Origin of the sequence: Streptomyces sp. yr375, assembly GCF_900110755.1 — a bacterium.
Taxonomy (GTDB): domain Bacteria; phylum Actinomycetota; class Actinomycetes; order Streptomycetales; family Streptomycetaceae; genus Streptomyces.
The window spans coordinates 102938-116913 of sequence record NZ_FOFF01000011.1; the positions used below are offsets into that span (position 1 = coordinate 102938).

The 13976-nt window shown below is 72.9% G+C and carries 12 protein-coding genes; 7 read left to right on the forward strand and 5 right to left on the reverse strand.

The window, feature by feature from the left end:
- Positions 1 to 35: 35 nt before the first annotated feature.
- Both BMZ82_RS14540 and BMZ82_RS14545 read right to left on the reverse strand, forming a co-directional pair.
- Positions 36 to 947 (reverse strand): DUF2236 domain-containing protein, encoded by a 912-nt coding sequence (locus tag BMZ82_RS14540; protein ID WP_256251913.1) that lies wholly within the window; start codon positions 945 to 947, stop codon positions 36 to 38.
- Between the two features lie 254 nt (positions 948 to 1201).
- Positions 1202 to 1807 (reverse strand): TetR/AcrR family transcriptional regulator, encoded by a 606-nt coding sequence (locus BMZ82_RS14545; RefSeq protein ID WP_093775612.1) that lies wholly within the window; start codon positions 1805 to 1807, stop codon positions 1202 to 1204.
- Positions 1808 to 1982: 175 nt separating this feature from the next.
- On the opposite strand from BMZ82_RS14545, the gene BMZ82_RS14550 reads away from it, so the two are divergent.
- From BMZ82_RS14550 to BMZ82_RS14565, 4 genes are all read left to right on the forward strand, one after another.
- Positions 1983 to 2441, forward strand: coding sequence for a cupin domain-containing protein (locus BMZ82_RS14550; protein WP_093775736.1), 459 nt, complete (start codon positions 1983 to 1985; stop codon positions 2439 to 2441).
- Positions 2442 to 2497: 56 nt separating this feature from the next.
- Complete coding sequence (locus tag BMZ82_RS14555; protein ID WP_093775614.1) at positions 2498 to 3343, forward strand: alpha/beta fold hydrolase; 846 nt, start codon at positions 2498 to 2500, stop codon at positions 3341 to 3343.
- Positions 3343 to 4782, forward strand: a complete 1440-nt coding sequence (locus BMZ82_RS14560; protein ID WP_093775616.1) for a DHA2 family efflux MFS transporter permease subunit — start codon at positions 3343 to 3345, stop codon at positions 4780 to 4782. The genes BMZ82_RS14555 and BMZ82_RS14560 overlap by 1 nt, the downstream gene beginning before the upstream one ends.
- 129 nt (positions 4783 to 4911) lie before the next feature.
- A complete protein-coding gene (locus BMZ82_RS14565) occupies positions 4912 to 6540 on the forward strand; it encodes a serine/threonine-protein kinase (RefSeq protein WP_093775618.1) in 1629 nt (542 codons plus the stop codon).
- A 45-nt stretch (positions 6541 to 6585) separates the two neighbouring features.
- On the opposite strand, the gene BMZ82_RS14570 is transcribed toward BMZ82_RS14565, so the two are convergent.
- From BMZ82_RS14570 to BMZ82_RS14575, 3 genes are read right to left on the reverse strand one after another with little or no spacing between them, the layout of a single operon-like run.
- Positions 6586 to 7440: a DUF3592 domain-containing protein gene (locus tag BMZ82_RS14570; RefSeq protein WP_093775620.1), complete on the reverse strand. Its 855-nt coding sequence runs from the start codon at positions 7438 to 7440 to the stop codon at positions 6586 to 6588.
- A 1-nt stretch (position 7441) separates the two neighbouring features.
- Positions 7442 to 7573 carry a hypothetical protein gene (locus BMZ82_RS41790; protein ID WP_256251914.1) on the reverse strand — a complete coding sequence of 44 codons (132 nt, stop codon included), beginning with the start codon at positions 7571 to 7573 and terminating at the stop codon, positions 7442 to 7444.
- Complete coding sequence (locus BMZ82_RS14575; protein WP_093775622.1) at positions 7570 to 7992, reverse strand: hypothetical protein; 423 nt, start codon at positions 7990 to 7992, stop codon at positions 7570 to 7572. The genes BMZ82_RS41790 and BMZ82_RS14575 overlap by 4 nt, the downstream gene beginning before the upstream one ends.
- A 98-nt stretch (positions 7993 to 8090) precedes the next feature.
- Here BMZ82_RS14575 and BMZ82_RS14580 point away from each other — a divergent pair, with 98 nt between their 5' ends.
- Genes BMZ82_RS14580 through BMZ82_RS14590 form a run of 3 tightly spaced genes read left to right on the forward strand, consistent with a single transcriptional unit; the run spans position 8091 to position 13864 of the window.
- Entirely contained in the window at positions 8091 to 9494 is a 1404-nt protein-coding gene (locus BMZ82_RS14580) for a hypothetical protein (protein WP_177244494.1), read from the forward strand.
- Positions 9494 to 10906, forward strand: coding sequence for a hypothetical protein (locus BMZ82_RS14585; protein ID WP_093775624.1), 1413 nt, complete (start codon positions 9494 to 9496; stop codon positions 10904 to 10906). The genes BMZ82_RS14580 and BMZ82_RS14585 overlap by 1 nt, the downstream gene beginning before the upstream one ends.
- A gap of 3 nt (positions 10907 to 10909) precedes the next feature.
- On the forward strand, positions 10910 to 13864 hold the full coding sequence (locus tag BMZ82_RS14590) for a tetratricopeptide repeat protein (RefSeq protein ID WP_093775626.1): 2955 nt from the start codon (positions 10910 to 10912) through the stop codon (positions 13862 to 13864).
- Positions 13865 to 13976: the final 112 nt, after the last annotated feature.

Here is a 13976-nt window from a genome sequence, read left to right on the forward strand (position 1 = left end):
CCTCTCCATGCGCCTCCCTGTGCTCACCCCCGCGCTCATCCCCGTCCCGGGCGCGCCCCTTCGACGCCCGAGGTCCGGTAGGGCTCGAGTTCCCTGAGCTGTGCCGGGGTGCGTCGGGTTCGGCGGAGGCGTTCGGGGAGCGGGGTGCGGTAGTCGGGCAGCAGGCGCTGAGCGCGGAACGCGGACTTCAGGAAGACGCGGACGGCCCGCTCGCGGCGGGGGCTGATCCAGCCGACCCGGTGGACTCGGCAGACTCGTTCGCCGGTGAGGTAGCGGGTCAGGTCCCTGCCGAACGCCTGGAACGGGGCGGGGAACCAGCGCCTGGCGAAGAAGTCCATCATCGCGGTCGCCACGCGATGGCCGGAGTCCGTCTGCTCGTAGGGCCGCGACTCGAACTTCAGGGCGAACTCGGTCATCGCGCTCCAGTCCACCGGGAACGCCTCGTCGGCCAAGGGGCCGGACTCGCGCTCCAGGAGGCGGAAGAGCGTGCGCGCCCAGTGGTGCCACGCGGTCTTCATGTGGTCGCTCGTGCCGGGCAGTCCCAGCGAGGTCTGGAGGCGGTCCCCGAAGGTGGCCAGCAGGACCAGGGGATAGACGAAGTCGTCGACGTCGTCGAAATTGCCGGGTAACCGCGGGGTTCTGCGGGCGACGCCGAGGTGGATGCGGTTGAGTCGTTCGGCGGCCCTGCGGCCCGGCTCGCTGGACAGGCCGTCCACCATCCAGGCCATGAGGAAGTCGTTGCCGTCCTGGAAACGCCGGTGGGGCCTCGTCTCCAGCTTCGCGGTGTGGGCCAGGGTGGCCGACCCCGAGGCCGGCTGCATCATGAGCATGGTCCCCGGATAGACCATCATCGCCAGCGCGAACTCCGGGACGCGGTGGCCGACGTAGAGCGAGATCATCCGCTCCCAGTCGGTCTCCGGGTCCATACGCGCCAGTTCGCGGTCCACCCACTTGTATCCGCGGATGGGCCTGTGTATGGGCCCGTAAATGGACCTACGGCTGTGGCTACGACTGCATACAAGGCGCAACACCGATCCCCCCTCTGCCTCGAACTCCGCGAGAGCCCCAGTGATTCCCGGTAATTCCCCGTGCTTTCCCGTGAGTTGGGGACGGGCCGGTTCCCCTCCGCGCTGCCGTGGCTCACCGTGATCTACACCACACCACTCCTGGGCGGGGCGGAGGCCGCGGTGCGCCCGAGGCGCTACACGAGCGTGCGCACCGCGGCCTCGGTCAGGGTGCTCGCGGTGCGGACGGCGCTGCTGATGGCCGCGTCGGGATCGAGCCCGCACTGATCGGTGAGGGTGAAGAGCGCGTCGGCGCTCACGACCACCGCCAGATCCCGCTTGAGCTGGGCGAACGCTTCCGGATCGGTCGCCCCGAGGGTGTGTTCGAGGGGTCGGAGCGCGTGGTCGATCAGTCCGAAGCGGATTCCGGGGCGCGCGCTCGCCGCCGTGGGTCGGGTCACGGTCGCGGCGATCATCGCGCGGACCGACCCCTGCCGGGCGAGCACGCCGCGCAGCAGGAACTCGCAGGCGAAGGCGACGCGTTCGACGGGGTCGGCGGAGTCCGCGACCGGCTCGAGCGCCTCGGCGGGGGGCGGCCAGACGCCGGCCAGGGCCTCGCTGATCAGTGACGGCAGGTCGGGGAAGTACCGGTAGGCGGTGGCCTCGGAGACCAGGGCCGCACGGGCGATCGCCGGCATGGTCACCTCGGCTCCGGTGCCGATGAGCTCCCGGGCGGCGGCCACGATCGCCGTCCGCGTGCGCTGTTTCTGGTTGGTGCGGCCGGTTCCCGCCTGCGCCGTCATCGTCGGGCTCCACCCTTCCGTCCTGCTGTTCTGACCTGTCCGGCCTGCTGCCGATCCACTCACATCCTAGCATTTGCCTCTCGTTATGAGAGTGGACTTGCATGACGGGACCCCACTTCCGTACTCTCCTGAGAGTCAGCTCTCACGAAGGACCGCAGGAGGAACGATGGACAAGGTGGGCGAGGTTTCCGTGGTCGGCCCCGACGACGGCGAGACGATCCAGCTCGGCCCCACGCGGATGCGGATCCTCGAGGACGGCAGCACCACCGGGCACCGCCTCGGCATCGGCGAGATCACCGTCGCCCCGCACACCCAGGGCCCGCCGCAGCACCGCCACGCCGAGCACGACGAGGGCTTCTACGTCGTCTCCGGCACCATCCACTTCACCGTCGGGGAGACGACCCACGTGGCCCCGGCCGGCACGCTCGCCATGATCCCGCCCGGCGCCCCGCACACCTTCGCCAACCTCGGGGACATGCCCGCGGTGATGCTCAACACCTTCACGCCCGACCTGTACGTGCAGTACTTCCGCGACCTGCGGAACATGATCGCGGGCGGCCGGGAACTGACCCCGGAGTCGACCGTCGAGGTCATGAGCCGCTACGCCACGGTCCCCGCGACCGACTTCGCGTAGCAGAGCCCGTATTCGCCCCGCCCCCACTCTCCCCTTGATCGTCTGAGGAGCACCGCATGACTCGCAGCATCCACACCCTCACCCTCGCCCAGGGCACCGTCGACGTCGCCGTCGACTTCTACGGACCGGAAGGCCACCCCGGTCAGGAAGGCCACCCCTTCCTGCTCCTGCACGGTGGCGGCGGCCCGCAGACCGTCGCCCCGTTCGCCGGGTTCCTCGCCGCGCAGCGGCCGGCCCGGGTGTTCGCCCCCGTCCACCCCGGCTTCGACGGCACCGACCGCCCCGAGTGGCTGTCCGACGTCACGACCCTCGCCCAGGTCTACGCGGAGCTGCTCGACGCGCTCGACCTGCGGGACGTCGCCGTCGTCGGCAACTCGATCGGCGGCTGGACCGCCGCCGAACTGGCGGCCCTCGGCAGTGACCGGATCAGCAGCGTCACCCTCGTCAACGCCGTCGGCATCTCCGTCGCCGGCCACCCCATAGCCGAGACCTTCTCCCTCACGCCCGTCGAACTCGCCGCCCTCTCCTTCTACGACCCCTCGAAGTTCCGCTTCGACCCCAGCAAGCTGACCGACGCGCAGCGCGCGGTCATGGCCGCCAACCGGGCCACCTTGCAGGTCTATTCGGGCCCGCACGACATGGCCGACCCCACCCTGCCCGAGCGCCTCGCCAAGGTCGCCCACCCGACGCTGGTCGCGTGGGGCGCCGGCGACCAGGTCGTGGACGCCGACTACGGACGCGCCTACGCCCGGGCTATCCCCGACGCGGAGTTCCTGCTGCTGGAGGGCACCGGTCACATGCCCCAGGCCGAGACGCCCGAGCAACTCCTCCCGGTGCTTTGGGACTTCGCCGACGCCCACGCCACCCACCGGCCGCAGCAGTCGCAGCAGCCGCAGCACTGATGACCACGAAGGCGGCCGACGTGTCTCAACCCGACCGCAGCAGACCCTCGTCGATCCTCGCCGTCTGCTGCCTGAGCGTGCTGCTGGTCAGCCTCGACACCACCATCCTCAACGTCGCCCTGCCGTCGATCCAGGAGGACCTGCACAGCTCGGTGTCGGGCCTGCAGTGGACACTCGACGCGTACACCATCGTGCTGGCCTCGCTGCTCATCCTGGCCGGCTCCACGGCCGACCGGGTCGGGCGGCGGCGCGTCTTCCTCCTCGGACTCGCGTTGTTCACCGCCGGATCGGCGCTGTGCAGCCTGGCGCCCTCGCTGGGCTGGCTGATCGTCTTCCGCATGGCGCAGGCGGTGGGCGGCTGCATGCTCACCCCGGTCGCCATGGCCGTCATCGCCGACGCCTTCCCGCAACCGAAGGAGCGGGCACGGGCCATCGGCGTGTGGGGCGGGGTGGTCGGCGTCAGCATGGCGGCCGGGCCGATCCTCGGCGGCGTCCTGGTCCAGACGGCCGGCTGGCGGTCGGTGTTCTGGCTGAACGTGCCGATCGGCCTGGCCGCGCTGCTGCTCGCCACCCTCTTCGTCCCGGAGTCCCGCGCGCCCCGGCCCCGCAGGGTCGACCCGGTCGGCCAACTCCTCGTGATCACCGCGCTCGGCACGTTGACGTACGCCATCATCGAGGCGCCGGGCCGGGGTTGGACCTCACCCGTCATCGTGGCCTGCCTGATCACCGCGGCGGGTGCGTCGGCCGCCTTCGTCCCCTACGAGACGCGGCGCGACGAACCGCTGATCGAACCGCGCCTCTTCCGCAGCGCGCCGTTCAGCGGGGCGACGGTCATGGCGGTGTGCGCCTTCACCGCGCTCGGCGGCTTCCTGTTCGCCAACACCCTTTACCTGCAACAGGTGTTGGGGCTCAGCGCGCTGGACACCGGGGTACGGCTGCTGCCGATGGCGGTGCTGTCACTCGTATGCCCGTCGCTGGCCGGACGGCTCGTGGGCAGCCGTGGCCCCCGCATCCCGCTGCTGCTCGCCGGGGCCGGCATCACCGCCGGCGGCCTGCTGGCCGTCCCCGCCACCCGCGCCGCCGACGGTTCGGGCCCGCTGCTCTTCGCCGCGTACGCGCTGTTCGGGCTGGGCTTCGGATTCGTCAACGCTCCCATCACCCACACCGCGGTCGCCGGCCTGCCGCAGGCCCAGGCCGGGGTGGCCGCCGCGATCGCAGCGACCAGCCGTCAGGTCGGCGCCGCGCTCGGCATCGCGGTGACCGGCGCGGTGATCGCCGCCGGGGCACGCCCGGCCGCCTGGTGGATCATCACCGGCTGCGGACTGGCCATCCTCGCCCTGGGCATCCTGACCTCCGGCCCCTGGGCGGCCCGTACCGCCGAAGCCGTCCGGCTGTCGCAGCGGCCCCCCACGGAGCAGATGCCGCTGGCGAAGCGGTAGTTGACGGTGTGTGACCCACGACGCACTCCGCTATGCTCGGCCCCGTTCGAACGGGCGATGACCGACCGAACGACGACCGTACGACGGCCGGGGGGCGTTGAGCCCGCCGGGAAGGAAACGTGAGAGCGCGTGATATCCGGAGATGGCGATCACCAAGCGGCGACGCGTTCGGAACACGGCTCGGGGCACGGTTCGGGACAGGGCTCAGGGCACGGTTCGGGACGTGGCCCGGAACGGCTGATCGCCGGTCGGTACCTGCTCCGCGACGTCCTCGGCAAAGGCGGCATGGGCACCGTCTGGCGCGCCCACGACCAACTCCTGGACCGTCCGGTCGCGGCCAAGGAACTGCACATCCTCACCCACGGCGACGAGGAGCACCGCACCCGCCTGCGCCGCGCGATCCGTGAGGCGCGCGCGGTCGCCCGGGTGCCGCACCCGCACGTGGTCGGCGTCCACGACCTGGTCGAGTCCGAGGACCGGCTGTGGATCGTCATGGAACTCGTCGAAGGGCCCTCGCTGGCCCAGCACATCGCCGAGACCGGACCGCTCCCACCGCAGCACGCCGCCGCCCTCGGCCTGCAACTGCTCGCCGCGCTCGAAGCCGTGCACGCGGCCGGCACCCTGCACCGCGACGTCAAACCCGCCAACGTCCTGCTGCGCCGCGACGGAAACGCCGTCCTCACCGACTTCGGCATCGCCGCCCTGGACGACGGCGAGTTCCTCACGACCACCGGCGAACTGATCGGCTCCCTCGAGTACATGGCGCCCGAGCGTGTGATGGGAGCCGATGTCGGCCCCGCCTCCGACCTGTGGTCGCTGGGCGTCACCCTCGCCACCGTCTGTGGCGGCCACTCCCCGTTCCGCAGACCGGCCCGGCCCGCGACCCTGCACGCGGTGGCCTACGAGGAACCCCACCTGTCGGAGGGGCTCGGCCCGCTGCGCCCGGTCGTCGAGGCGCTGCTGCGCAAGTCCCCCGACGAGCGCCCCTCGGCGGCCAGCGCGCGGTCCGCGCTGCGGCGCATCGCGGCGGGGGAGGCGGACGCCGGGCCACTGCCGTCCCCGACCGAGCGCGTGCCGCGCCCGTCGGCCGCCTGGACCGACGCGGACACCGTGACCAGCGGCCACCAGCGACCCGTCCGACCCGTCCAGGCCTGGGAGCCCGCGCCGACGACGGCCCCGCACACCACGTCACACACGCCCCCGCCCGGGCAGCAGCCCCGCCCGAAGAGCGCCAAGCGGCGCGTGTGGTGGGCACTGTCCGGTACGGCGGTGCTGGCGGCGGGCGTCGCAGGCGGCCTCTTCGTCACCGGGATGCCGCCGTTCAAGGCGAAGCCGACGACGGCGACCGTCAGCAAGGTCGTCGAGTCGACGACCGGCTGGCAGCCGGTGACCGGAGTCTCCGTCCGCAAGGGCGACCGGGTCACCGTGCGGTTCGTCTCCGGCGAGTGGACGGTCGACTATCGCAACAAACCCATGACCGGACCGGCCGGTTACGACGCGGCCACCGACCAGTCGCTGGACGGCGCGAAGAGCTGCAAGATCAAGCCCGCGGCCCCGTTCGGCACCCTGCTGGCACGCCTCGCCGGAAAGCAGGCCGGAAAGCAGGACGCCCCCGTCCACGCCGTCGGACAGAAGCTGACCTTCCAGGCGGCCATGGCCGGCCCCCTGCAACTGGCCATCAACGACGCCGCCGAGGCGTGCGTGCAGGACAACAAGGGCGCACTGACCGTGCAGGTGAGCGTCACCCACCAGCCGTGACGCCGACGCCGGGCCCGACGCTCAGGCCGCCCCGCCCGCCGGGTGTCACAGCAGGACCGCACCGGTCACCACCGCCGCGATCCCCGTGACCAGCAGCATCACCACCGTGGCGACGGCCCACGCGTTGGCCCGGCGGTCGGCCGCGGGGTCGGGCGTGTAGACGGTGAGGTCGGACGGCGCGTAGTGGACGGTGAGGTCGCGGCCGAGGGACCGGCTCGGCTCGCGGATGCCGTCGCGGGACAGGACGGTGACGTCGACGCCCTCGCGCGTGGTGAAGGTGACGACGGGCGTGTGGCTGACGATCTCGTCACCCTCCCCGTCGATGTGGACGTCCATGGTGACCGCCACGACCCGCGCCGGGACGGCGACGGCCGACGCCAGCAGGGCGTTGCGGACGCGCGCCATGCGGATGTCGGGGCTGAGCGCCCCGGCGATGGTGAACAGGGAACCGAAGCCGAGCAGCGCCCCCGGCCAGCCTCCGACGACGGCCGCGTGGATCGCCAGCCCGAGCAGGAGCAGAGCGACAGCGCAGTCCGGCATGCCTCGGCCGTTCCGCTCGTCCACCATGTTCGGCACGATGCGGTACCGGTGCGGCTGCCCGGGCGGGTAGCGCACGTCGACCTCCCGGCCCACCCAGGCCACTTCGATCGCGCTCCCGTGCTTGCCGTCGTTCGGCAGGACGAACTCCTCGCCGGTCGCCGGGTCCCGGAACGCGACCGTCACCGGTATCCCCGGCCCCTTGGGCGCACCGTGCGCCGGCTGCCGCACCACCACGACCTGCGCCTTCACCCAGACCGCCCGCTGGGCCCGCGTCAACCCGGCCAGCGCGAGCCCGTAGCCGAGCAGCGCCACCCCCGAGGGCACCACCCACCACAGCTCCAGCACCTCGTACCCGCCCATCTCAGGGCTGCCGTCGCTCGGCCACGGACCGCGCCAGCACGTCCGCCAGGGCCTTGAGGCCGGGGAGCCGGTGCTCGTCGCACGTCGGAGCCTCGTACGACGACGGCGGCGGTGTGGGCGGTGTCGGCGTCACGGGGCGATGCCGTCGCCGGCGTAGAGGTAGCCGCCGGGCCGGGCGGGGTCGGCGACCAGCAGGACCTGGTCGCCGACGCGCGGTATCCGCAGCTTCGAGACGATGGTCTGGAGGGCGACCCGCTCGGTGGTCCCGGACGGCTGGAGGACCAGATCCACTACCGGGTCGTGGTTGACCAGCCTGCCGGTGTCGCCGATCGACACGACGGCCGCAGGTGTGGTCGGCGCGCCCGCGGCGAGCAACTGCTGTACGTCCAGGCCCGCGTTGTACGCGCCGATCGACTGCCGGACCCTGCCGTAGTCCTCGTCGTTGAGGAACGCGCGCGTGGCACGGCCGTAGAAACCCTTGCCGCTCGCCACCTGTCCGGCGATCTCGGCGGCCCGCTCCTCGCGGCTCTTGCGCTTTCCGAAGATTCCCATGCCCCGGACGCTAGAGGGCCGATGACGCCTACCGATCCCAGGTTTGTCGGCCGATCCCAGGTTCGTCCGCTGTTTTCTTGTCGGCGTACCCTCCTGACATGCCCTCCCCCTCCCCGAGCCGGTCGGCCGGCGGCGAGCGCCGGCCGCGCGCCCTGGTCATCGACCACGCCTGGCGTGGCCTCGGGCCGGGGCTGGAATCGCTGAGCGGCCCCGGCGGGGCACCGTTGACCAGGACGGTCAAGCTGATCGTGCTGCCGCTGATCGTCAGACCGGCGCTGCGTCCCGAACTCGCGGCGGACTTCCTCGGACCGGCGCAGGCCGCGTGCCTCGACGGGCTGATCCGGGAGTCGGGTACGCGTCTCGCGGCGACGGCACAGTGGTTCACGCTGCTCAAGAAGGCCCGCCGGGCCCTCGGCATCGTCGCGGGCAACCCGCAGGACCTGTACTTCCAGCGCTGCTTCGAACTGGCCACCGAGCACGGAACGCCCCCGACCGGCGCCGACGCCGAAGCGGACGCGATCGCCAGGGACGTCGTGGAGGACGTGGCGGACACGACCAGCGGACGCACCGTGGAAGCACTGAAGGACTACCTGACCGACCCAGCCCAACGCGCCCGGCTGGAGGGGGAGTTGGCCACCGCTTGGGAGAACCGGAGCGCGGCCCCCGCCGCCGACGCGGTCGCGGCGGTCGCCCTGGCGGCCGAGGCCCTCGAAGCATGCGGCGCGCCGGACCGGGCGAGCAACGCACCGCCGTACGTGTCCCTCGTCGCGGCGGGACACGGCGGCCTGTTCGGCCGCGCCCTGTGGGCGCACGACGGCACCGACGGCGTCTGGGGCCGCGACGACGTGCCGGCCCATCTGGGGCTGACCGTACGGCAGTTGCCGCCGCGTCCGGAGGTCGGCCGGGGCGCGTCGACGGCCACGCTTCCCGCGCCGCTGGACCGCACGCTCTACGAACGGCTCTTCGTCGTCCTTCAGTCGTCGGCCCGGCGTGAGGAACTGCCGACGGTCCCGGAACTCATCGCCCGGGAGACCGGCCGCAGTTGCGCTCCGCTCGGCCTGCACGACGAGAGCCTGCGCGTCGCCGTCGTCCTCGGCGGCCGGCTCGCGGTCGGCCTCGATCCGCTGGGCACCGGGGGAGCCGTACCGGGGCGGACGGCGGCGCACAGGGCCGTCAACAGCCGCTGGCGACGCGAGGCTTCGGTTCTGCGCGCCCGCCGGATGACCGTGTCCCCCCGCCCCGACCCGGACGGCGGCGTCCTGGACGCCCTCGCCCAGGACCTCCGCACCCCGTGGGCCGCCTACATGCGACGGCTGTGGGTGCGGCTGCACGGGCGGGACGTTCGCGACGCCCCGCTCGGGGACCTCGCGCAGGCCTGGTCCCTGCTGGACGGGGTCGCCCGCTCGGTGATGATGGACCACCGCGCCAAGGTCCGGTCGGCGCTGCGCACCCTGTCGACGCCGACGGCACCCGCGCCGGTGGCCGAGACGAGGAGCGCGTGATGGCGCGGTCGCAGGCGGACGTCCATGTCACGCGGGGCGAGGACGGCACGATCCGCGTCGCCGCGGCGGCTCTCGACTCCGGCGCCGCCGCCGCGTTCTACGGCGATGTGGGCGCCGTGGGCCCCGAGTTCACCTGGGCCGTCCTCGACGTCGCGGGCGCCGCGCTGACCTGGCCCGTCCTCGGCGCGCCCGGACCGCCGTCGGCGGAGATCCATGACGAGGGACGGGCCCAGCAGTGGCTCTGGGCGCTCTACGGGGAGCGCGTCGCCGCCGCCGTCCACGACTTTCACGCCGTTCACGACAGTGCGGCGGGGGAGTCGGCGGCCGGTGTGCGGGTGGCGGCGGACCTGACCGCCCTCGCGGGCAGCGCCGCCCGCCTCGGCCTCGGGCACTGGGCGTCCCGATGGTGGCCGGCGTCGTACCCGGACGGCATACCGGCGCTCGAACCGGACCTGCACGGCCTGGAGTTGGCCGCACTCACCCACCGCTGCCAGCAGTTGTTCGACGAGGGCGGAGGCGCAGGTGAAGGCGACGGTGACGGTGACGGCGGTGGCGATCAGCCCGACGACTGCGCGGCCGAACTGATCGAGGAGCACTTGGCCGCCCTTGATCCGCTCGTCCAGTGGTGGCGCGCGACGGCCCAACCGCCGCACACGGCACGCCACTTGGAGAACGTCCTGCGGTTGATCGACGCCGCGGCGGACAACGCCGGACTGGACGCTCCGGCCCTACGCCGCCTCCGGTCGTCCCTGGAGCGGGCGCAGGGGCTGGACTTGGGGCGGCCGGTGGGTCCAGGCGCGCTCTTCGCTCGGCACGACGGCTACGCCCTCGCGGCCGGCGAACCCATCGCTGCGGGCGGCCGGGTGATCGCCCGAGGCACGGGGACCAACGACTGGCGCCGTTACCCGCCCGGTTTCGTCGACGCGGCCGAGGACGCGGTGTCGTGGACCGCTCGCGCGCTCGGCGCGCGGCGGCGGATCGAGGTCGAGGCCGTTGCCCACATCGCGGCCCCCGCCGCAGGCGCGCCCCTCGTCGCGGAGTTCCGCGTGAACGGCGGCCACCAGAACCGCGTCCCCCTCGCCAGACGGGACGACGTGTGGACCGGCCGAGCGGACCTGGACCTGGACCTGGGCCCGGGGCTGGACTTGTCGGGTATCGAGGTCGGTGTCGTGTTGCCCGGCTTCGACCCGGGCCGCGACGGCGGTGAGGGCGGTGAGGGCGGTGAGGACGGTGAGGACGGTCAGGGCGGTGCGGACGAAGGCCGTGTCGCCCGTGCCGCCGTCCGGGCCATGGTCCGGCGGCGACTGACCGTCGCGGCCGAGCCCCAGGCGTACGACGCCTCGCCGCACGACGCCTCCCTGGGACCGTTCCTCGCAGAGACCGCCGCCGCCACGATGGACGAGGACTACTGACAGATGCCGGACGAGGAGATCGCGGCGGTGCCGCACCTGTACGGAGACCCCTTTGACAGCGGCTTCGCCCTGGCCCGGCGACACCAGTCGGCGGCAGACCTCACGGCCGCGTGCGCCGTCTACGAGGAGATGCTCGCCCTTGCCGAGTCCCTCGAGGACTCGCCCGACGTGCGGTTCCTGCGGGCGCACCTGCTGTCCGACCTCGCGAGCGTCCGGCTCGACGCCACGGACCTGCCCGCGGCGGAGGACGCCGTCGAACGGTCCCGCGCCCTGCTCGACGGCATCGCGTCGGCGCCGATGGGGCCGAAGGGCCGTCAACTGTGGCTGGAAACCCTGCTGAAGACGCAGATCGCCAGAACCGACCTGCTGCGCCGGACCGGACGCCTGGACGAGGCGCTGGCCTGCCTCGACGAAGCGGCGCTCACACTCCCGGAGTTCGACGACCCCGACGGACTGCGCTCGGCCGAACTCGGCCTGAACCGGGTGCATCTGCTGATGGAGCGGGGCGAGTGGGGAACGGCCGAGGAACATGCCTCGCTGCTGCTGTCCACCACGCCGGCGACCGCGGTGGAGACCCTCCCGAGGCTGCTGATCGCCCTCGGCGTGATCTGCGGCGAGACCGGGCGGTACGACCCGGCCGAGGACTACTTCGCCCGCGCCGAGGACGCGTTCCGTGCGATGGGGGACACCGGTGAGCAGCACGCGCTGCTCGCGCACCGGGCGGATCTCGCCCTGGACCGGGGCGACTTCGACCGCGCGGAGCGGCTGTTCGACGAGGCGTCCGAGTTCTTCGAGCGGCAACAGCGGTTCGGCGAGCTGGCGGTCTGCGAACAGGCCCGCAGCTTTCTCGCCGGCCGGCGCGGCGACCTCACCGGCGCGGGCGACCTGATGGCGTCGAGCCTGGCCCGCTTCGAACGCCTCGGCGCTTCGACCGCCGCCGCCGACACGATGCTGCTGGGCGCCCAACACGCGTACGGCCGGGGCGACATCACCGAGATGCGGCGGCTGGCCCAGGAAGCCCGCGACGTGTACCAGGCGCGGGAGATGCACGAGCGGTGCGCGCAGGTCGACCTCATGCTCGCGCGAACCCTCGAAGACAACCTGAACCGGACAGACCACGGCGACCACGGCGACCGCGAGAGCAAGTCCCTCGGCACCGCGCTCTCCCTCGCGCTCCCCGCGGCTTTGGCCCTGGAGGCGGCGCGCTACGACTTCGTCACCGCCCACGCCCGCAGTCAGTGGCTGCAACTGGCGGACGAGGCAATGCAGTTGGTGTTCCGTCTCGCCGTACGCCGACAGGATCAGGGGCTGCTCTTCGAACTGGTGGAACACCGCAGCGCGGGAGCCTCCCTGGCCCTGGCCCTGGCCCCGACCCCGGCCCGTACGCTGCCCGCCGGGCCGGACGAAGACCCCGCGTCGGTCTTCCCGAGCGCGGCCATGAAGGCGTACGGGCAGGTCGACGGCCCGGTGACGCTCGGCGGTGTGGCGGCGGACGCCGCGGCCTCCGCCGGGTTGCGCGTCGCACCGCCCCCGAAGGTGCGGATGGCGGCGGAAACGGGCCGGGTCGCGCTTCAGGAGTACATCGCGGCGGCCGAGTTCCGCTATCGCCGACGGATCGTGGACGACGCGGAGACACCGTTCTGGAACACCGACGACCTGACGAACCGCCCGGTCGTCCAGGTCCGACTGGCCGACGCCGGCGACCTGTTCATGACCTGGACGTGGGCCGGCGGGGCCCAGGGCTTCGGCACCGGTCGCGGGCCCGGCGACGAGGTCGACGCGGCAGTGCGCGCGCTGGTTGACGCGCTGCCCGGGGCGGGCGGGGGAGCGGAGGGGATGGGGCGCGCGTTCGAGTCGGGGGCGCTGGCGGACCACCGGACCGAGCGGCGGCTCGCCCGGCTGCTGGCCGAGGCGCTGTGGCCGGAGGGGCTGACGGCGCAGATACGCCAGGTGTCGGCACGCGCCGGCCGCCCGCTCGTGCGGATCCAGCCGTCTCCCCGCGTCGCCCAGATCCCCTGGGAACTACTCGCCGTCGACGACGCCACCGACGTACGGCTCATCGACCTGGCAGACGTCGTGACCACCGCACCGGCGTCCCTCCGACGACAGCAACCCACCACGAGTCCAACACCGGACACGGACACGGGAAGGCGAAAGGGAAAGGGAGAAGGAAGAGGCACGGACGCGGTCGTTCTCGTCCTCGACCCCCGGGTCCCCGGATTCCGGGCCGACTCCCCGCTCGGCTCGGTCCTGGGACCGCCCGGCTCGGACCCGGAGCTGCTGTCGTTCGTCCGGAGCCGCCTCGACGCGGGCGACGCCGTACCGTCCGTCGCGACCCCGGCGGAGGCGTTGCGCCGTACCGACCTGGACCGGGAGTGGCTCGGCGGCGTCCTCCGCGAGGGGGCCCGCAGACTCCTGTACGTCGGACACGTCAGCGGCGCGCCGGTCGAGAGCGGGCAGAGCGAGGACGGCACGCTCCACCTGTGCTGCGGCCCCGGGACCTCCGGTCTGGCCGAACCGCTGCGCACCCATCGGCCGTTGTCCGCCAAGGACCTCCTGCTGGGCACGCTTCCCTTGCGTGCCGACGGAGAGCCGGGCGCGCGGATCTGGCCGGCACCGCCGCGTGTCGCCCTCATCGGCTGCGAGAGCGGCGGCGATCTCCGCTTCGCCGAGTCGTTCGGCCTGGCGACGGCGATGCTCCACAACGGTGCCGAACTGGTCACCGCCACCCGCTGGACGCTGCCGACCAGCCTCGCCTTCCACCGGCTGGCCGGCCTGCCCGAGACCGTACGCCCACTGACCGAGGCGATCATCGCCGTCGACACCGCCCACGAGCACCACGACCCCGTGAGCCGGCTCGCCCGCTGGCAGCGCGGACAACTCGACCGCTGGCGCGCCGACGGCCGGATCGAACACTCCCCCCTGCTGTGGGCGGCCATGACCTGCATCGTCGTATGACGGCCGGCGATCCCCGGTGCGCTCGCCGCTCGCCGAAGCAAATCGGTCATTCGCTTGGCTCGTTGACGCGATGTTGTGCGGGAGTTCCCTGACCAAGGTCTACAAGCCGCTA

What these genes read in the sequence shown, in the direction of transcription:
- BMZ82_RS14575 (WP_093775622.1), bottom strand. Translation starts at nt 7,992, where the DNA reads ATGGGAATCTTCGGAAAGCGCAAGAGCCGCGAGGAGCGGGCCGCCGAG.
- BMZ82_RS14555 (WP_093775614.1), top strand. Translation starts at nt 2,498, where the DNA reads ATGACTCGCAGCATCCACACCCTCACCCTCGCCCAGGGCACCGTCGAC.
- BMZ82_RS14545 (WP_093775612.1), bottom strand. Translation starts at nt 1,807, where the DNA reads ATGACGGCGCAGGCGGGAACCGGCCGCACCAACCAGAAACAGCGCACG.
- BMZ82_RS14570 (WP_093775620.1), bottom strand. Translation starts at nt 7,440, where the DNA reads ATGGGCGGGTACGAGGTGCTGGAGCTGTGGTGGGTGGTGCCCTCGGGG.
- BMZ82_RS14560 (WP_093775616.1), top strand. Translation starts at nt 3,343, where the DNA reads ATGACCACGAAGGCGGCCGACGTGTCTCAACCCGACCGCAGCAGACCC.
- BMZ82_RS14585 (WP_093775624.1), top strand. Translation starts at nt 9,494, where the DNA reads ATGGCGCGGTCGCAGGCGGACGTCCATGTCACGCGGGGCGAGGACGGC.
- BMZ82_RS14590 (WP_093775626.1), top strand. Translation starts at nt 10,910, where the DNA reads ATGCCGGACGAGGAGATCGCGGCGGTGCCGCACCTGTACGGAGACCCC.
- BMZ82_RS14580 (WP_177244494.1), top strand. Translation starts at nt 8,091, where the DNA reads ATGCCCTCCCCCTCCCCGAGCCGGTCGGCCGGCGGCGAGCGCCGGCCG.